Raw genomic sequence first — 19,228 nt, 5'->3', positions numbered from 1 at the left:
ACTATATAGGCACCACCGCGAGAAAAAGGCAGTAACGTGATCCGGTTCATTCTTTCGATTTTCGGGGCGATCTTCAGTATCGTCACCTTGGGTATTTTCATGGTCGCACTGGTGATCGGTGCGGTGTTCTGGATGTATGGCCGCGATCTTCCCAGCCACGAATCCCTGGCCCAGTACAAGCCCCCGACGATCAGCCGGATCTATTCGGGCGAAGGCCAGTTGATCGACGAATTCGCGCAGGAACGCCGCCTGTTCACGCCGTCCTCGGAAATTCCCGATCTGGTGAAACAGGCGTTTATTTCGGCGGAAGACAAGAATTTCTATACCCATCAGGGCTATGACCCGCGGGGGATCATCGCGGCAGGAGTCGAAGCGGTGCGAACCAAGGGCGGAACCGTGCGCGGTGCGTCGACCATCACGCAGCAGGTGATGAAGAACTTCCTGTTGTCGGGCGACCGCCGGGCAGAACGCAAGATCAAGGAAATCATCCTCGCCACCCGGCTCGAAGATACACTGGACAAGGAGCAGATCCTTGAACTTTACCTTAACGAGATCTTTCTGGGTCAGAACTCGTACGGTGTGACGGCCGCCGCGCAGACCTATTTCAACAAGACCTTGCAGGAACTGGCCCCGCACGAGGCCGCGATGTTGGCCGCAATGCCCAAGGCGCCGTCGGATTATCACCCGGTTCGGGAAAAGGAACGCCTGTTGGCCCGCCGAAACTATGTGCTGCGCGAGATGTACCAGAACGGTTACATCGATCAGGCGACCTATGAGACTGAAGTCGAGATGCCGCTGCGCTCGGTTCAGAACGGCGATTTCGAAAGCTTCCGCACCGCATTGCCGCCGCGCGACTACTTCACCGATGAAATCCGTCGTCAACTGAGCGAGGACTTTGGTGAAGGAGAGTTCTTTACCGGCGGCTTCACGGTTCGTGCGTCGGTGGACGAAGAAATGCAGGTCGAGGCCGCTAAGGCCCTGCGTACGGCGTTGCAGAAATATGACCGGTCGCGTGGGAAATGGCGTGGCACCGGCGAAGTGATCCCGGAAGAAAAACTGGCGGATGAGGCACAGTGGCGCGAGGCGCTTTCGCTTCTGGAAATCCCGCGCGATGTGGTGCTGCCGACCCGCTGGTATCCCGCCGTGGTTCTGAATGTCTCGGATCAGCAACTTACCGTCGGGATCGAGGACGGCCCTGCGGATGGCACCATTCTGCGGTCCGATATCAAGTGGATGCAGGGTGATTTTGCGGCGAACTTCAAGCGCGGGGATGTGATCCTTGTGGTCGAGGGCGAAGAGGGGCAGTGGTCTGCCCGTCAGGTGCCCGAAGTTCAGGGCGCCTTTGTGGCGATGGATGTGAACTCGGGCCGCGTTTTGGCGATGCAGGGCGGTTTTTCTTATCAGGACACTGTTTTCAACCGCGCCACGCAGGCACAGCGCCAGCCGGGGTCCAGTTTCAAACCCTTTGTCTATGCCGCCGCGCTGGACAGCGGCTACAGCCCCGCAACCATCGTCGTGGACGCACCGATCGAGGTGAACACGCCACAGGGCTTGTGGCGGCCCAAGAACTCGTCGAACAAGTTCTACGGGCCGACCCCCTTGCGCACCGGGATCGAGCAGTCGCGGAACCTGATGACCATCCGTCTGGCGCAAGAGGTCACGATGCCGGTGGTTGCAGGTTACGCCGAACGCTTTGGCGTCTATGACCGGATGGGCGCGTTCCTTGCCAACTCGCTGGGGTCCGAAGAGACGACGCTGTACAAGATGGTCGCCGCTTATGCGATGTTCGCGAACGGGGGTCAGCGGGTCGAGCCCACTCTGGTCGACCGTATTCAGGACCGGTTCGGCAAGACCATCTATCGTCATGATGATCGTCAATGCCTGAATTGCAACTCGACCTGGCTCGAGCCCGACGAGGCCCCGACCCTCGTCACGGACCGCGCGCAGGTCATGGATGCCATCACGGCCTATCAGTTGACGTCCATGATGAAAGGCGTGGTGGATCGTGGCACGGCCTCGCGCTATGTGAACCTGCCGGTGCCGACGGCCGGCAAAACCGGAACCACCAACGAATCCAAGGATGCGTGGTTCATCGGCTTTACCTCGAATATCGTGGCGGGCTGCTACATCGGTTATGACCGCCCGCGCCCGATGGGGCGGGGGGCTTATGGTGGGACCTTGTGCGGCCCGGTGTTCCAGAGCTTCATGGAAAAAGCCGTCGAAAAGTATGGCGGTGGGCCATTCAAGGTTCCGGAAGGGGGTCACTTCATCAAAATCGACCGTTTCAGCGGCGCCCGCCTGCCGGATGACGCCACCGGCGACTATGTCGTGGCCGAATTCTTCCGCGACGGTGTCGATGGGTTCATCGACCGTGTTTATGACGGTGGTTTTGCGATTGGTTCGGACTTGCCCTTGTTCGAGGAAGCACAGCGCGCAGGTGTGCAGGTTCAGACGTCGACGGGTGAAACCATCACGGTCGGGCCCAAGGCCTCGCAAGGCGATCTGAGTACCGGTGGTCTTTACTGACAGGGACTGACCAAGTTGGGTAAGACACCTCTGATTCCACATGCTTTGCTGGGTGCGCCCGGGCAGCTAAGCATCTCTCCGGGTGTCATCTCGGGAGGGCACGTGTTTCTCACCGGTATGACCGGGAGCGCGGCAGACGGTTCAATGCCGTATGATCCGGAACTACAGTTCCGGAACGCCTTTTCCAAGATTGCCGAGGTATTAAAGGAAGCGAACCAAGGTTTGGAGACTGTGGTCGAGATGACGACCTACCATGTTGACATGCGAAAGCATTTCGATCTGTTTGACCGTGTGCGCTTTGAGGTTCTGCCTGCGCCTTACCCGGCTTGGACCGCAGTTGAGGTTGCGGGACTTCGACGGGAGGGTGCCTTGGTTGAAATTCGGGCGATCGCACATCTTTCCGAGTGAGTCACGAGAGTCGCTCCATCCATCCAGCCTGTCTTGTGGTGTCTCGCACCTCTTGCTATCACGCAGGCCTGATTGAGCAAGTTGGGACAAGACCATGCGCGCCGAAACCCAGAACATCATAGCGGAAATCGAAAAGTCGCTGGAGCTGCTGGCGCAGCGCATGGACTATGAGACCGCGCCGCATCGCCTTGAGGAATTCAATGCGCGTGTCGAAGATCCCAACCTGTGGGACAATCCCGAAAAGGCGCAGAAACTGATGCGCGAGCGGCAGATGCTGGTCGACGCGATCGAGACCTACGAGTCCATCAAAACCGACCTCAGCGACAATATCGAATTGATTGAGCTGGGCGAAATGGAAGAAGACGAAGAGGTCGTCCAGGACGCCGAAGCCGCAATCAAGGCGCTTCAGGCCAAGGCCGCAAAGAAAGAGCTTGAGGCGCTGCTGGACGGTGAGGCTGACAGCAACGACACCTTCCTCGAGATCAACTCGGGCGCGGGCGGAACCGAAAGCTGCGACTGGGCCTCGATGCTGGCGCGGATGTATGTGCGCTGGGCCGAGAAAAAAGGCTATACGGTCGAGCTTCAGTCTGAAACCCCGGGCGAAGAGGCAGGGATCAAATCGGCTGCGTACAAGATTTCCGGCCACAACGCCTACGGCTGGCTGAAATCCGAAAGCGGCGTACACCGGCTGGTGCGGATTTCGCCTTTTGACTCGGCGGCCAAGCGGCACACCTCGTTCTGTTCGGTTTGGGTTTATCCGGTGGTCGACGACAATATCGAGATCGAGGTGAACCCCGCCGATATCCGCATCGACACCTACCGGTCATCGGGGGCGGGCGGTCAGCACGTGAACACCACGGACTCGGCCGTGCGCATCACCCACATTCCGACCGGGATTGTCGTGACCTCCTCCGAGAAGTCGCAGCACCAGAACCGCGATATCGCCATGAAGGCTCTGAAATCGCGCTTGTATCAACTGGAACTGGACCGCCGGAACGCCGACATCAACGCGGCACACGAGGCCAAGGGGGATGCGGGCTGGGGCAACCAGATCCGGTCATATGTTTTGCAGCCCTACCAGATGGTCAAAGACCTGCGGACCAATTACGAGACCTCGGATACCAAGGGTGTTCTGGACGGCGATCTGGACGGCTTCATGGCGGCCACACTGGCCCTGAACGTGGCGGGCAAGAGCCGCTCCGAGGCCCAGGGCGACAGCTGAGGTGAAGCGTAACAGCCCTTTCCTGAACGTTTTGAAAGGGCATTGGCAGCTTATCCTGATCACGGCCCTGGTGTTTTTTCTCTGGAATACACCGGTTGCGGTTCCACTGAAGATACTGGTCGTCTTTCTGCATGAGCTGTCTCATGCGGTGACGATCCTGATGACGGGCGGCTCGGTCGAGAGCTTTTCGATCTCATCGCAACAGGGCGGCGTTGTCCTCGGCCGGGGCGGCAATCGCTTTCTCAGCCTGTCTGCCGGATATCTTGGTTCACTGGCGCTTGGCATGGCCCTTTTGATCCTTGCCCTGCGAACAAAGGCCGACCGCGCCGTTCTGGCGGGTTTTGGCGGTGTCATGTGTCTGGTGGCGGTGCTGTATATCCGCGACCCGTTCGCCCTTGTTTTCAGCATCGGAACCGGGGCTGCGATGATTGCTGCGGCGTGGTATCTGCGCCCCGATGTAAGCGATCTGGTGCTGCGCGTGATCGGATTGACCAGCATGATCTATGTCCCTTTCGACATCTTCGACGACACGATCCGACGGTCCGGCGCGCGTTCGGATGCATTCATGCTGGCCGAGGAATTCGGTGGCTCTGCCATGTTGTGGGGCGGGATCTGGCTGGTGCTCAGCTGCATGGCGATTGCTCTTTGCCTGCGCTATTGGCTTGGGGCTGACAGCAACCTGCATTTTCGCGGATCAGCGCGCTGACATTGCCGTCCGGGACTTCACTGAAAAGATACATTTAAACAGTGGGTTTAAATGATCTGAACTGCCCGCTAGGCTGCCGGAAACGACAATGGATTGGCGCGTCATGGACCTGACCCGGATATCGGCTACAGACCTTTTGAAACAGTTGGCCAGCCGGCAGGTTTCAGCCTCGGACGTGATGCGGGCCTCGCTGGATCGCATCGCCACGGTCAATGGTGAGGTGAATGCCATCGTCGCGCTAAGGGATTCAGATGATTTGATGGTCGAGGCGAAGGCCTGTGACGATGGCCCGATCACCGGCCCGCTGCACGGTCTTCCAATCGCAGTCAAGGATCTTGTGAACGTGGCGGGCGTCGTCTCGTCTCAGGGCTCACCGATGTTCAAGGGCTTCGTGCCGGACACTGACGATCTGATTGCCACCCGGATGCGGGCCGCAGGTGCCATCCTGATCGGCAAGACCAATACGCCGGAATTTGGGCTGGGATCGCACACGTTCAATCCGGTCTATGGTGCAACGCGCAACCCTTATGACGCCAATCGTACCTGCGGTGGTTCGTCCGGCGGGGCGGCGGTTGCCTTGGCGACGGGCATGGTTGCGCTGGCCGATGGCTCGGACATGATGGGCAGCTTGCGCAACCCGGCTGCATGGAACAACGTTTACGGCTTTCGGCCAAGCTGGGGCAGGGTGCCTTCCGATCCCGTGGGCGACAGTTTTTTGCATCAGTTGTCGACACTGGGCCCCATGGCGCGCTGCCCCGAAGACCTGGGTGTTCTGCTTGATGTCATCTCGGGTCCGGATCCGCGCTTGCCGTTGGCCGCTGAAAGTGCCCCGGTGTCGCCGGTGACCGCCGCCGATTTGCACGGGCTGCGGATCGGGTGGCTTGGCGACTGGGGCGACGCTTTTCCGACCGAGCCCGGTATTCTCGACATCTGCAAAGACGCGATGGGCGTATTCGAAACGCGTGGAGCGCAGGTTGAGGACATCCCCCCGCCTTTCGATGCTGAAAAACTCTGGACCAGCTGGATCACCTTGCGGTCGTTCAGCGTGGCCGCAGGGCTGGAACCTTTGGCTTCGCAAAAAGAGCATTTGAAAGACACGGCGCAATGGGAGCTGGATCGGGGGCTGGCGATGAGTGCGATGGAGGTGCACCACGCCAGTGTCATCCGCTCGGAATGGTTCCGTTGCGCGGCGAACCTGTTCGAACGGTTTGACGCGTTGGTTCTGCCGTCTGCTCAGGTCTGGCCGTTCTCGGTTGATCTGCCTTACCCGACAGAGATCGCGGGCCGGGCCATGGATACCTATCACCGATGGATGCATGTCACGGTACCGGTCAGCCTGATCGGCCTGCCTTGTCTTGCTGCGCCCGCGGGGTTTGGCACGCAGGGGCTGCCCATGGGGTTTCAACTGTTCGGACCCAGAGGATCGGATCGAAAACTATTGTCAGTCGGAGCGGCTTACCACGCCGAAACAGATTGGCCGAACAAGAGGCCGGCGATGCCATAACGCCGGTCAGGGAGGAGGAAGACAACATGGACAAACCCTTTGGTGTTCCGGATATGCGACCGGTCGATACCGCCATGCTGCGCACTGCTTTGAAGCGCGCCTGGGCCGACTTTCGCCGCGCACCGCTGTTCGGCCTTGTTTTTGCGGGGTTTTACGTACTGTCCGGGTGGGCGATGGCATGGGTGACAGTTCAGACCGGAACAACCTTCTGGCTGGTGCTGGCGGCCATCGGGTTTCCGTTGATCGGCCCGTTTGCCGCTGTTGGTCTGTACGAGGTTTCGCACAGGTTGGAACAAGGCGAGCCGCTCGATTTTGGCGCGATCTTCGGGGTCGTGATGCAGCAAAGCCGCAGACAACTGCCCTCGATCTGCGCGATCATAGTCGTCGTGTTTCTGTTCTGGTTTTTTCTGGGGCACATGATCTTTGCCCTGTTCATGGGGTTGGCGACGATGACCAACGTGTCAACCTCGCTTGAGGTGTTTCTGACGCTGAATGGCCTGACAATGCTGGCAGTCGGCACGGCAGTCGGGGCGGTTTTTGCGACCGTTCTGTACATGATCACCGTTCTGTCGATTCCGTTGCTGCTGGATCGTGAACTGGATTTCGTGACGGCCATGATCACCAGCTTTACCTACGTGTCAAAGAACTACCCAGTGATGCTGGCCTGGGGCGCGTTCATCGCGGTGCTGACATTTCTGGCGATGGTGCCCTGGTTTCTGGGGTTGCTGGTGGTCCTGCCGCTGCTGGGGCATGCCAGCTGGCATCTGTACCGGCAGATCACGCAGAACGATGAAGGGAAAACACCAACCTGAGACGGTAGGTTACAGGTGCTGAGCCACGTTGTTCGTCGACAATCGTGCAGCAGCAAAAATGGCCGTCGAGTCGTGCCCAAGGTATTTCAGCACAACGGGTTCGGGCCTTGTCGCATTTGCCGGACTGATGACCGACCCACGCCAATGAACTGCCGTTCCCGTAGGGTCCGGCGAGATCAGATAGACCCGGCTGTTGTGACCTTCCCGCTGCGAGGTCAGCATATAGACAGTGTCACCGCTTGAGGCCGCTATCCCCTGTATTTCCCGGGCTTTCGGTGTTGCCTCGGGCATTGCCGCACGCGACACGTAGCCACGGATCAACGTACATTGGGCCAGGGGTCGGGCGTGCAGCAGGGTCATCCGGTGTTCAGCCGAAAGGCTTTCGATCACCGCGTAGAACCCGGGTGAAAACAGGGATTTCTCGATCGCATCCGCACCCGAGCCCAGAAACTCTGTCAGCGCCGGAGTTGCGGGGTGTTCTTCGATCTTTTCGATCTCGTCCAGCGGTTTCAGAAGAATGCGGGCATCGACATCGAAGAACCGGCAAATACGGTCCAGCACATCCGGTCTGGGAACGCTTTCACCGGAAAGATATCTGTTGAACTGGGTGCGGTTCACGCCAAGTTGGCGGCACAGCGCCGAGACCGAGCGATATCGCTTTGCCAATTGCCGAAGGTTCGCACCAAACATTGCGCGAAGCTCAGCAGGACTGCGAATGTCGTCGGTCATGGGTGCCCACGTCTTGCTCAGTTTCCGGAAGAAACCATCTTCGCACAGAAGCCAAAGCCCGGTGCGCATCGAAAAATCGTACAGAATGACCCCAAGCAACGTATCCCCACGTCGCGTTGCGGCTTCAAGGCTAACGGCCCTATGCGCAAAGGCAATAGGCTTTATCTGAAAATGACTGATCTTTAACCGGAAAAGCTGACCTTATGGCAATTTTAGCGCATTCAGATCGCCAAAGTTGCATTGCATATCGCCGGCCACTCTTAAAAGTGTTCCCGCCTTGGCCGCAAGACAAGTGCCAAGGCGGGACAGGTCGATCAATCGCCGCGCAGCAGGGCCGCCACGCCGGTACGGGCGATTTCCATCAAGCCCAGGGGGCGCATCAGATCGGCAAAGGCGTCGATCTTGTCGGGCGCGCCGGTGATCTCAAAAATGAAAGAATTCAGGGTACTGTCGACTACATTGGCGCGGAAGATATCGGCCAGTCGCAGCGCTTCGACCCGCTTGTCGCCTTCGCCGACGACCTTGATGATCGCCAGTTCACGCTCGACCGATGCGCCCTCGACCGTCAGATCATGCACGTCACGCACCGAGACAATGCGCCCAAGCTGCGCCTTGATCTGTTCGATCACCTGCGGCGTGCCGGTGGTGACAATGGTGATGCGGCTCAGGTGGCCGGTATGATCCACCTCGGCGACGGTGAGGCTTTCGATGTTATAGCCGCGGCCCGAAAACAAGCCGATCACACGCGCCAGTACGCCCGGTTCGTTTTCGACCAGAACCGCGATGGTATGGCGTTCCTGCACGTCCGAGAAGGTGGGCCGTAGGTTATAGGCCGAATGGCGGGTGGAGCCTTTTTTGATATGTAGGGCAGACATTTATGTCCCTTTCATCATCCTTGACAGGTTGGGCGCAGCGCGGCGCTCAATCAAAACTGTCGAATTATGTTAAACCAGAACCGAGCCCTTGGAGTCGATTACGCCCTGCGTCTCGGCTTCGCCCAGAAGCATCTCGTTATGCGCCTTGCCCGACGGGATCATGGGGAAGCAGTTCTCGTGCTTTTCGACCAGACAGTCGAAGATCACTGGACCGTCATAATTGATCATCTCCATGATCGCATCGTCCAGATCGGCGGGGTCGGAACACAGGATGCCTTTCGCACCAAAGGCCTCGGCGAGTTTGACGAAATCGGGCAGGGCCTCGGACCAGGAATGCGAATACCGCTCGCCATGCAGCAGCTCCTGCCACTGGCGCACCATGCCAAGGCGCTCGTTGTTCAGGATGAACTGTTTCACCGGCAGACGATACTGAACGGCGGTGCCCATTTCCTGCATGTTCATCAACCACGAAGCCTCGCCAGCGACGTTGATCACCAGCGCGTCCAGATGTGCCATCTGCACCCCGATCGAGGCGGGGAAGCCATAGCCCATCGTGCCCAGCCCGCCCGAGGTCATCCAGCGGTTGGGGTCTTCGAACCCAAGGTACTGTGCCGCCCACATCTGATGCTGACCCACTTCGGTGGTGATGTAGCGATCATGCTTTTTCGTCAGCTCTTCAAGACGTTGCAGCGCGTATTGCGGTTTGATCGACTTCTCGCTGTTGGTGAACGCCAGACAGTTGATCTTGCGCCATTCCGCAATCTGGTTCTGCCATTGTTTAACATTCGCGGCGTCCGTCTTGCGCCCGCGCGACTTCCAGATCTTCAGAATATCCTCGAGCACATGCGCCACATCGCCGACGATCGGGATGTCCACCCGGATGACCTTGTTGATCGAGGACGGATCAATGTCGATATGTGCTTTCTTCGAGTTCGGCGAGAACGCATCGATACGCCCGGTGATCCGGTCATCGAACCGCGCACCGATATTGATCATCAGATCGCAATCATGCATCGCCATGTTGGCCTCGTAGAGACCATGCATCCCGAGCATTCCCAACCAGTTTTCGCCCGAGGCAGGATAGGCGCCAAGGCCCATCAGGGTTGAGGTGATCGGAAAGCCCGTTGCATCCACCAGTTCACGCAGCAACTGGCTTGCCGCGGGGCCGGAATTGATAACGCCACCGCCGGTATAGAAGATCGGTTTCTTTGCGGTTTCGATCGCGGCAACCAATTCGGTGATCTCTTCCAGATCTCCTTTCATCGCTGGTTGGTAATGCGAGGTCGAAGGTTTCGGGCTGGCATATTCGCCCGACGCGAACTGCACATCCTTCGGGATGTCGATCAGCACCGGGCCGGGGCGGCCCGAGGTGGCGACATGGAATGCCTCGTGCAGGGTTTCAGCCAGCAAGTCCGTATCCTTCACCAGCCAGTTATGCTTGGTGCAGGGGCGGGTGATGCCAACGGTGTCGGCCTCTTGAAACGCGTCCGACCCGATCATGAAGGTCGGGACCTGTCCGGTCAGAACCACGATCGGGATCGAATCCAGCAACGCATCGGTCAGACCGGTGACAGCATTGGTGGCACCGGGGCCGGAGGTGACAAGCGCGACGCCCGGTTTTCCGGTCGATCGGGCATAACCTTCGGCCGCGTGGATCGCGCCCTGTTCGTGACGCACCAGAATGTGGCGAATGTCGTTTTGCAGAAAGATCTCATCATAGATCGGTAGCACGGCGCCACCGGGGTATCCGAATACCGTGTCCACGCCCTGATCCTTGAGGGCCTGAACCACCATCTTTGCGCCGGTCATCTCACGTGTCATCTGCTTTGCTCCGTTCGCGACATGTGTCTTGCGTTCGACAAAAAAAAGCCCCCGAGATTTTCGGAGGCGCATGGGTTCGATTATGGTTTACCGTTACCGGCCCATGCGCGTGGTTCCTACGATTACGACTAGCGTTCTCATCGCCAGAGGCTCCTTTTGCTTGGAGGCGACATTATGGTCGGGGGGAAGGGGCGTCAACAGGCAATTGCACCAATTTTCTATCTCAGCAGCGGTATTTTGCGACATTTTATTGCGCAGATTGCCGCATGTCGGGAATTTCCGGGAATTCGGTGTGTGAATTGGCCGTTTTGTGCACGGATCAGGCGGTCTGAAAGCGTCAGGCCGATGTCCGAAACGGGCATGATCATTACTTTTTTCTGCGCCACGCTGAGCGTGCAGGGGGCAAAACCCGGAGGCTTAGAATGTTGCAGGACCTGGTTGATCTTGGCCGCTATCCAATCGATCGCCCCGATTCACCGGCTTATGATCGGCTGATCGAGGATTTGAGACGCGAATTGGAGCAGGATGGATGTGCTGTTCTGCCTGGTTTCGTGCACGACGCAGGGGTCAAGCTACTGGTGCAAGAAGCCGAGGGGGTGGCGCCCAAGGCGCATCGGTCCTTCAACAGAACCAACGCCTATTTCACGAAGGACGATCCAAGGCTTGGCATCGCCCATCCGATCCGCCGGTTCTATGATCGTTCGAACGCCTTTGTTCCGGCCGACAATCTTTCGAAATCCGGCCCGCTGCGGCGCATTTACGAGTTCGACGGTTTTCTTCCCTTTGTCCGCGATGCCCTGAATGAACCCGAAGACCGTTTTTTTCGCTACGATGATCCATTGGCGGATGTGATCATCAATGTCGTGGAGGAAGGGCAGGGCTTTCCCTGGCATTTCGACACCAACAACTACACCGTGACGCTGGCCATCCAGAACGCAGAGACGGGCGGCGCGTTCGAGTACGCGCCCAACCTGCGCACGGCAGAGGATGAAAACTTTGATCTCGTGGCTGCGGTTCTCGATGGGAACATGGGGCGCGTTCGCCGGTTGGATCTGCGGCCGGGGGATTTGCAGATATTCAAGGGCCGGTATTCACTGCACCGGGTTGCTCCGGTCAGAGGCAAGCGCCGCCGCTATGTCGGCATCTTTTCCTTTGTCGAGGCTGAAGGCATGTGCGGTGGGGTCGAGCGGACGCAGCAATTGTATGGCCGCGTTTTGCCGCATCATTACAAGCGCGCGGGGCTGCGCAAGGATCAATTGCTGGATTGAATGTCCAACCTCGGTACAATGCATCTGTTTCCTGTTCGGAGAGTCAGATGCCCAAGATTTTGCAGCTTACACCATTTGTGTTGTGCTCGTCCCTGAAGGACCAGATCGACTTCTATTGTAATCGCCTTGGGTTCACCTGTGGGTTCACGCAGGACAATTATGCCTTTTTGAAACGTGGTCCTGTTGCGATCCGCCTTTTGGAGTGCCCACCCCGGGATGATGGCAAGCCATTGGGTGATGAACACTCCTTCTATATCGATGTTGAAGATATCGATGGGCTTTATGACAGCCTGCGCGACGGATTGGCCGATCTGCCTGAAGGCCGTGTCAGGTCGCCGTTCAATCAGCCATACAATCAGCGTGAATTCCACGTTCTTGACGAAGACGGGACATTGGTTTTTTTCGGAGAAGGTATCTGACCCGGCGCGTAGCGCTCCCGCCCATCGTCAATGCGACTGCGTCGCATATCCTCTGGTTGGGCCGGGCAGCGCTGCGCGCTGCGGGCGCGTGCAGATCAGAAACCGACGCCAGTGCCTTGCAGTACGCCGTGTTCCAACGCGTAGCGTGTCAGCCCGGCGGTTGAAGAGATGCCAAGCTTGCGCTTGATATTCTTGCGGTGCGTTTCGACCGTCCGCACGGAAATATCCAGCGTTTGCGCAACTTCCTTGTTGGATTTGCCCTGCGCCAGTTCCAGCAGAATGGTCTGTTCACGTCCGGTCAGCGCTTCGCGCGTGGTGTCGCCCTTGGGTTTCAATGATCCGCTGGCGCCTGTGCACAGATACTGTTCACCCCGCATCACCGCGTCGATGGCCTGCTTGATCTCATCAGTGGGCACATCCTTGAGCACATATCCTTTGGCACCGTGGCTGAGCGCGGTCGATATGTATTCCGGGCTGTCATGCATCGACAGGATCAGGATGCGGGTTTCCGGCAATCGTTCCAGGATGATTTCCGTCGCGCTGAGACCACCAAGCCCGGGCATGTTCAGATCCATCAGGATCACATCCGGGGCAAGGTCAACGGCCTGATCCACTGCCGCCTGTCCGCTGCCAAGCGTGCCGACCACTTCGATCTCATCATAGCTTTCCAGGATGGACTGAATGCCCTCGGCCACCATGGGATGGTCGTCGACGATAAGAACTCGGATGCTTTCGGCGCTCATGTGCCGGCCTTTCGGTTCGGGGTTGCGTCTTCCTGCGGTGGCAGAAGGTGGCTCAGCGGCAGGCTGACTTCGATGACGGTGCCGCCACGCGGTCCGCGTGATGACAGAATGCGCAGGGACCCGTCAAGCTGTTCGATGCGCTCTTGCATGTTGCGCAACCCGATCCCGGTGCTGGGGGTACCCGGATCGGTCCGCATGCCCCGGCCATTGTCGGTGATCCGCATGGTTGCCCCTTTCTTGTGCCCGCGCAGGTCTATCGTAACATGCGTGGCGCCCGAGTGGCGCTCGATATTGGTCAGCGCTTCCTGGGCAATGCGATACAGGGCAATCTTGCTGTCCTGATCCAGCCGGTTGCGGAATACTACGGTCGAGAATTCCGTCTCGATCCCGGTGCGGTCCCGGAAATCGTCGGTCAGAGCTTTCAGCGCGGGCCCAAGGCCCAGATCGTCCAGTGCGCCGGGGCGCAGGTCGCGACTGATGCGGCGGACCTCGGTGATGGCAGTGCCAAGATGGTCAATCCCTTTGTCCAGCGGATCGCGCGCGCCCGCATCATCGCCACGGGACAGGCGGCGCCGTGCGTTGTCCAGCGCATAGCGTACACCGACCAGAATCTGGCTGATGCCGTCATGCAGTTCACGGGCAACCCGGCCTCGTTCTTCTTCCTGCGCATCAAAGACGCGCTGGGTCAGTTCCTTCAGCTTGGCGTCCGCAAGTCTGCGCTCGCGGATGTTCAGCAGCATGCCCGATGCAAAGACGATGAGCACCGCCGCCACGACGATTGCGCCGATATACATGAAAGTGCGCTGAACGCGGGCCTCGACTTCGGCCCTTGCATTGGCCACCGTTGCGACGATGTCGTCGATGAAGACACCGGTCCCCACGACCCAGCGCCAGTCCTGAAGCCCGACGACATAGGCGATCATCTGCGCCTCTTCCCCGGTCGAAGGCTTCTGCCACATGAAGCTGTGCCAACCAGCCCCCTGGCGGGCGAGGCGGATGAACTCGTCAACGATCGGGGTACCATCGCTGTCCGTCAGCCCCTCCCAGTTTCGATTGATGAATTGCGTCTGGCGCGGGCTGACCAGATTGTTGCCGTCATAATCGTAGACAAAGAAGAACCCATCCTGACCATAGATCATTGCCGACAGGATCTGGGACACGAGGTTTTTTGCGACCTCGTCATCAGGCTCGGCCCGGCCATAGATGTACGCGAACCCGTTGCGGGCCTGTGTCACGTAGTTGCGCAGCTCTTCCTTCTTGGCTTCGATCAGGCTGCGTTCCAGCGCTTCGATCTCACGCTCGGCGGTCGCGCGGGCCTCGTAGGTGACAAGCATGGCAATTGCCGCCACGGCCACGACCAGCGGGATTGCCGCCACCAGCGACAATTTCTGCGCATAGGTCAGCGAGACCAGATGTCGGAGTCTTTGCATGGACGAATCGATACGCAAGCAGCGGCGAAAATGCAAAAAGATTGGGCTTTGTCCCGCAAATACGATGATGATCATCATAACTGCTGGGCTTCACCGCCCGATTTCTGGTCGAAAAAAGCAAAGAAATCGATTCTCTACGCAGTAGTAGGTATTCCCTTTCACTTCGGCCACATTAGGCTGACGCGCACTGAATGCGACAGGTCCGGTTCTGCCGGATCGTGACTATGAAGGGGAGGAACACTCATATGGATCGTCGTTCATTTCTAAAAAAATCCGCGCTGGGCGGCTCGGCGGCTGCGGCAACTGCTTTGGCAGCACCGGCTTATGCGCAGGGACAGCGTACTCTGACCATGGTGACCTCGTGGGGTCGTGGTCTGGCGGGTGTGTTTGACAGCGCGCAGCGGTGTGCCGACAGCATCAACGCCATGTCGGATGGCAGCCTGAATGTTGAAATCAAGGCAGCGGGCGAGCTGGTTGGCGCGTTCGAAGTATTTGACGCCGTGTCGTCAGGTCAGGCCGACATGTATCACGCGGCCGACTATTACTTTGTGGGTCAGCACCCGGGCTATGCGTTCTTCACGGCCGTGCCTTTCGGTATGACGGCACAGGAACTGGTGAACTGGTACTATCATGACGGCGGGATGGAGCTGCATGACGAGCTGGGCGAAATCTTTGGCCTGAAGTCCTTCCTGGCCGGCAACACCGGTGCGCAGGCGGGTGGCTGGTACTCGAAAGAGATCAACAGCCCCGAAGACTTCAACGGTCTGAAGTTCCGTATGCCGGGTCTGGGCGGCAAGGCGCTGGGTAAACTGGGCGCATCGGTCCAAAACATTCCGGGGTCGGAAGTGTATCAGGCGCTGTCGTCCGGCGCGATCGACGGTACCGAGTGGATCGGTCCATGGGCCGACGAAAAGGCCGGCTTCCAGGAAATCACCAAGACCTACTACACTGCGGGCTTCCACGAGCCGGGCGCAGGTCTGTCGCTGGCAACCAACCGCGACGTGTTCAATGAACTGACCCCGGCACAGCAGAAGATCATCGAGATCGCTGCTGCAGAAGCGCACCAGTGGAACCTGGCACAGTTCCTGGCCAACAACGGCGCAGCGCTGCAGCGCCTGCAGGCGGGTGGCGTCAAGGTTCTGGAATTCCCGGACAGTGTCTGGGACGCGTTTGGTCAGGCAAGCCAGGAAGTTCTGGACGAGAACATGGGCGATGAGCTGTTCAAGAAGATCCATGACAGCGCAATGACGTCGATGGCTGCTTCGTCTGCCTGGAACAACCTGTCGTCGGGTGTCTACACTGCTCAGCGTGACCGTGTTCGCGGCTAAGCCTTTCTGATCCAAGGACAACCGGTTCCCCCGCGCGGCGGGGGAACCTTTCCCGTTGCGCTTGAAGACTTGGGCAAGCAACAATAATCCATGCGCAACTGAGACGACCTGGGGACAACATGCAGGACGAAAACGGTATCTCGTTCTTCGGCGCCCTGTGGAATGGACTGGTCTGGTTCATTCAGAGCATTGCCGAAGCCTTCTATAATTTCGGATACGCCATCACGCATCCGCAGCTCTGGCTGGACTGGTCCGACAAGGCGTCGATCATGCGCTTTGTCTATTACGGCGGTTCGGTCGAGTTCTTCTTTGTGGTGTTCACGTTCTTTCTGGTTCTGACGGCCATCGGGCTGTACTACCGGAACTTCATGTGGGCCATCGTGCGGGGCCTTGAGGGGTTTGCCAACACCACCGGGCGCTTCTTTGCCTGGGCGGGGCTTCTGATGGTGATCCAGCAGATCGTGATCGTTTTCATGCAGCGGGTCTTTACCAGACCCGATATGTCGTTTGGTTTGGGTATTCCGTTCCAGATGGACATCAGCTGGTTCGCGGAAGAACTGAAGCTTTACAACGCGATGGTTGTCTGCCTGTGCTGTACCTACACATTCGTGCAGGGTGGGCATGTCCGCGTTGACCTCATCTATGCCGGCATCAGCCACCGGGCCAAACGGGTGGTGGATATGTGTGGTGCGGTTTTGTTCATGATGCCCATGGCCGTCCTGACCTGGATGTATGGCTGGTACTTCATGTGGCGGCACCTGATCGTGCCGAAACCTTCGGCCAGTGACACGCTGGACCGACTGGTGGCCAAGTCCCGTGCGCTGCGCTGGAACGTGGAAACCATTGGGTTCAGCCCCAACGGATTCAACGCCTACTTCCTGTTCAAGATCTTGCTGGTGGCCTTTGCGGCCATGGTGTTCCTGCACGCAATCGCATTCCTGTACCGGTCGTATCTGGAATACGTGGAAGGGCCGGAAAGCACCGGAAAATACCTCGACAAGGACAGCCTTGGTGAGGGTGAAGAAGCCTATGAAGGCGCACATTAGGGACGGAGACCCAGACTATGTTGTTCGGACTTGATGGCGTCGAGATAGGCCTCATTATCGTATTTTTCTGCCTCTTCGGAGGCATCCTTTCCGGCTTCCCGGTGGCCTTTGCCATCGGCGGCGCCGGAGTGATTTCCTTTGGGATCATCGCGGCACTGGACAGTGCCGGGCTGTTGATCCACCAGGCAATCGACACAGGCTCGCAAGCCTATCGGGATATTGTAAATTCCGGGGTAAAACCTGATGTCATATCGGTATTCCGTTACCCGGATTTGCCAAGGATAGCCGAGCCGGTCTTTGTCTCTGGCTGGGAAACCGCGCTGGACCGCAACGTGTCGTTCATCGTCAATCGCATGAACGAGCGCGTACTGGCAGGGCAGTCCATTGAGACCCTGTTGGCCGTGCTGATGTTCGTTCTGATGGGGATCACGCTGGAACGCTCCAAGATCGCGAACGATCTGCTGACGACGATGGCGCGCGTCTTTGGACCGCTTCCGGGTGGTCTGGCCGTGTCCATCGTGGTTGTGGGGGCGTTCTTGGCGGCCTCTACCGGCATCGTCGGCGCGACCGTGGTGACCATGGGCCTGCTGGCCTTGCCGACCATGCTGCGGAACAACTACTCGCCCGAGCTTGCCACGGGTGTGATCGCGGCGTCGGGGACGCTGGGGCAGATCATTCCGCCGTCTATCGTGATCGTTCTGCTTGGCACATTGGCGGGTGATCTGTATTCCACGGCGCAAGAGACACGGGCTGTCGAGGCCGGCTGTACCGATGCGCTGACCTATTTGGGAGAGCCGGCGGTTGTCTCGGTCGGAACCTTGTTCCAGGCGGCGCTTTTGCCGGGGATCCTTCTGGCGCTGCTCTATGCGTTGTATGCCTTTGGCTATGCGCTGCTGAATCCACACAAGGCACCTGCCGTTGCAATGTCGGGTGGCTCAGGTGAGCCGATCACCCGTTCTGAAGGTCTGACCTGGCTGCTGGGCGCACCGGTTGCGTTGATCGTCGGCGCGGTGTTGCTGGGCAATGTCGGCGTGATCGGCAGCCAGAGCGTCTCGGTCTCGGCTTTCTCGGATATCGGGCAGGGCGCATCGCTGCGTACCAACGTGTCGGAAGAATGCAAGGCTTCGATGATCGATCTGCATGGTCAGGCCGCCTGGGATCAGGCCGTCGCCGAGCAGGAAGCCATTGATGCCGCCGGCGGTGCGGCTGAATCTCACCGCCTGACCGAAGAAGAACTGACCGTCGCAAAACAGGAAATGATCGCATCAGCCGCGCCAATTGGCACAGGTGTCGCGATCACCGTCGTGCTGTTGGGTCTTACCCTGGTGCTGGGCCGTGGCATCGCCCCTTCGCGTGCGCCACAGCCGCTTATCGTTGGTGCGATTGGTCTGCTGCTTATGGTATTGGTCGATATCCTGCTGATTTCGCCCACGACATCTTCGGGGGCAACGTTCCTGTTGCTCGCGTTGCCCTTCGCACTGACCATGTATGGTTGCAGGGAAGCCGCGGCGCGATGTGCGACCAATGACCTGATCCGCGTGGTCTTCCCGCCACTGGTTCTGATCATCGCGGTTCTGGGCTCGATCCTGGGCGGTGTGACCAACCCGACGCCGGCGGCGGCGCTGGGGGCGGGTGGCGCCATCATGCTGGCGGCCTATCGCAAGCTTCAGGACCAGGGGCGATCGGGCAAGGTGATCATCTGGTCGACCTTTGCCGTGATCATCGCCTTGCTGATGGGGGTGAACTTTGACCTGCGGGTCAATCAGGGCAATGTGACCTTGGAGACCTGGATCGCCTTCATCATCGCGTATGCGGCTTATCTGTACGCCTTGTTCGGCCTGCTGTTCGGGTGCTGGGTGCTGTACTCCAGCGGAGTTCTGACCCCGGTGGTGCGTGAGACGGCCAAGGTGACATCGATGGTGTTCACCATCCTGATCGGATCGCAGTTGCTGAACCTGGTGGTGATCTCGTTCGGAGGGGAGCACTATATCCAGCAATTCCTGAAGAGTTTTGACAACGAATTCACGGTCTTCCTGATCGTGATGCTGGTGTTGTTCATTCTGGGATTCGTGCTGGATTTCCTCGAGATCATCTACATCGTGATCCCCATCGTGGGGCCGGTGATCTATGGCGGGTCGTTCGACCCGAAATGGGTGACGATCATGGTGGCGGTGAACCTGCAAACATCCTTCCTGACACCACCGTTCGGGTTCGCGTTGTTCTATCTGCGGGGGGTTGCGCCGAAGGAAGTGACGACGGGCCATATCTATCGCGGGATCATACCGTTTGTTCTGATCCAGGTGGTGGGGATCGCAATCCTGTGGTTCTTCCCGGCGATTGTCACGATCGTGCCGGACCTGATCCCGAACTGATCCGGACCATCAATATGCA

16 protein-coding genes are annotated in these 19,228 nt (G+C 58.7%); 11 read left to right on the top strand and 5 right to left on the bottom strand.

What is annotated here, in order from left to right; translation table 11 throughout:
* Positions 1–36 precede the first annotated feature (36 nt).
* The 6 genes from AC2FF8_RS02470 to AC2FF8_RS02445 all read left to right on the top strand — a co-directional run bounded on the left by AC2FF8_RS02470 (position 37) and on the right by AC2FF8_RS02445 (position 7,178).
* A complete protein-coding gene (locus tag AC2FF8_RS02470; protein WP_496878842.1) occupies positions 37–2,526 on the top strand; it encodes a penicillin-binding protein 1A in 2,490 nt (829 codons plus the stop codon).
* 15 nt (positions 2,527–2,541) lie between these two features.
* A complete protein-coding gene (locus tag AC2FF8_RS02465; RefSeq protein WP_496872082.1) occupies positions 2,542–2,934 on the top strand; it encodes a RidA family protein in 393 nt (130 codons plus the stop codon).
* Positions 2,935–3,028: 94 nt separating this feature from the next.
* Positions 3,029–4,156 (top strand): peptide chain release factor 2, encoded by a 1,128-nt coding sequence (prfB, locus tag AC2FF8_RS02460; protein ID WP_170343977.1) that lies wholly within the window; start codon positions 3,029–3,031, stop codon positions 4,154–4,156.
* A 1-nt stretch (position 4,157) separates the two neighbouring features.
* A complete protein-coding gene (locus AC2FF8_RS02455; RefSeq protein ID WP_496878841.1) occupies positions 4,158–4,862 on the top strand; it encodes a M50 family metallopeptidase in 705 nt (234 codons plus the stop codon).
* Between the two features lie 103 nt (positions 4,863–4,965).
* Positions 4,966–6,366 carry an amidase gene (locus AC2FF8_RS02450; protein ID WP_496879269.1) on the top strand — a complete coding sequence of 467 codons (1,401 nt, stop codon included), beginning with the start codon at positions 4,966–4,968 and terminating at the stop codon, positions 6,364–6,366.
* A 26-nt stretch (positions 6,367–6,392) separates the two neighbouring features.
* Complete coding sequence (locus AC2FF8_RS02445) at positions 6,393–7,178, top strand: DUF2189 domain-containing protein (RefSeq protein ID WP_496878840.1); 786 nt, start codon at positions 6,393–6,395, stop codon at positions 7,176–7,178.
* Between the two features lie 9 nt (positions 7,179–7,187).
* Here AC2FF8_RS02445 and AC2FF8_RS02440 read toward each other — a convergent pair whose 3' ends face one another.
* The 3 genes from AC2FF8_RS02440 to AC2FF8_RS02430 form a co-directional block, all read right to left on the bottom strand.
* On the bottom strand, positions 7,188–7,907 hold the full coding sequence (locus AC2FF8_RS02440) for a helix-turn-helix domain-containing protein (protein WP_496878839.1): 720 nt from the start codon (positions 7,905–7,907) through the stop codon (positions 7,188–7,190).
* Between the two features lie 314 nt (positions 7,908–8,221).
* Positions 8,222–8,782: an acetolactate synthase small subunit gene (ilvN, locus tag AC2FF8_RS02435; RefSeq protein ID WP_117868667.1), complete on the bottom strand. Its 561-nt coding sequence runs from the start codon at positions 8,780–8,782 to the stop codon at positions 8,222–8,224.
* 69 nt (positions 8,783–8,851) lie between these two features.
* Positions 8,852–10,603, bottom strand: a complete 1,752-nt coding sequence (locus AC2FF8_RS02430; RefSeq protein ID WP_496878838.1) for an acetolactate synthase 3 large subunit — start codon at positions 10,601–10,603, stop codon at positions 8,852–8,854.
* 422 nt (positions 10,604–11,025) lie between these two features.
* On the opposite strand from AC2FF8_RS02430, the gene AC2FF8_RS02425 reads away from it, so the two are divergent.
* Both AC2FF8_RS02425 and AC2FF8_RS02420 read left to right on the top strand, forming a co-directional pair.
* Positions 11,026–11,871, top strand: a complete 846-nt coding sequence (locus AC2FF8_RS02425) for a HalD/BesD family halogenase (RefSeq protein ID WP_257598909.1) — start codon at positions 11,026–11,028, stop codon at positions 11,869–11,871.
* A gap of 47 nt (positions 11,872–11,918) precedes the next feature.
* Positions 11,919–12,290 (top strand): bleomycin resistance protein, encoded by a 372-nt coding sequence (locus AC2FF8_RS02420; protein ID WP_170343982.1) that lies wholly within the window; start codon positions 11,919–11,921, stop codon positions 12,288–12,290.
* A 95-nt stretch (positions 12,291–12,385) separates the two neighbouring features.
* Here the strand turns inward: AC2FF8_RS02420 and AC2FF8_RS02415 are convergent, their stop codons facing one another.
* Together AC2FF8_RS02415 and AC2FF8_RS02410 are read right to left on the bottom strand one after the other, a co-directional pair.
* On the bottom strand, positions 12,386–13,033 hold the full coding sequence (locus tag AC2FF8_RS02415) for a response regulator transcription factor (RefSeq protein ID WP_170343983.1): 648 nt from the start codon (positions 13,031–13,033) through the stop codon (positions 12,386–12,388).
* A complete protein-coding gene (locus AC2FF8_RS02410) occupies positions 13,030–14,463 on the bottom strand; it encodes a cache domain-containing protein (RefSeq protein ID WP_257598907.1) in 1,434 nt (477 codons plus the stop codon). Before AC2FF8_RS02410 ends, AC2FF8_RS02415 begins: the two co-directional genes overlap by 4 nt.
* A 245-nt stretch (positions 14,464–14,708) precedes the next feature.
* On the opposite strand from AC2FF8_RS02410, the gene AC2FF8_RS02405 reads away from it, so the two are divergent.
* The 3 genes from AC2FF8_RS02405 (at position 14,709) to AC2FF8_RS02395 (ending at position 19,209) form a co-directional block, all read left to right on the top strand.
* Entirely contained in the window at positions 14,709–15,791 is a 1,083-nt protein-coding gene (locus AC2FF8_RS02405; RefSeq protein ID WP_117868673.1) for a TRAP transporter substrate-binding protein, read from the top strand.
* 119 nt (positions 15,792–15,910) lie between these two features.
* The gene (locus AC2FF8_RS02400) at positions 15,911–16,837 is read left to right on the top strand and encodes a TRAP transporter small permease subunit (RefSeq protein WP_257598906.1); all 927 of its coding nucleotides are present in this window, start codon (positions 15,911–15,913) and stop codon (positions 16,835–16,837) included.
* A 17-nt stretch (positions 16,838–16,854) separates the two neighbouring features.
* On the top strand, positions 16,855–19,209 hold the full coding sequence (locus AC2FF8_RS02395; RefSeq protein WP_170343986.1) for a TRAP transporter large permease: 2,355 nt from the start codon (positions 16,855–16,857) through the stop codon (positions 19,207–19,209).
* Positions 19,210–19,228: the final 19 nt, after the last annotated feature.

The organism is Ruegeria sp. YTSA144 (assembly GCF_059610125.1).
This window is presented reverse-complemented; position numbering and strand designations above follow the sequence as displayed.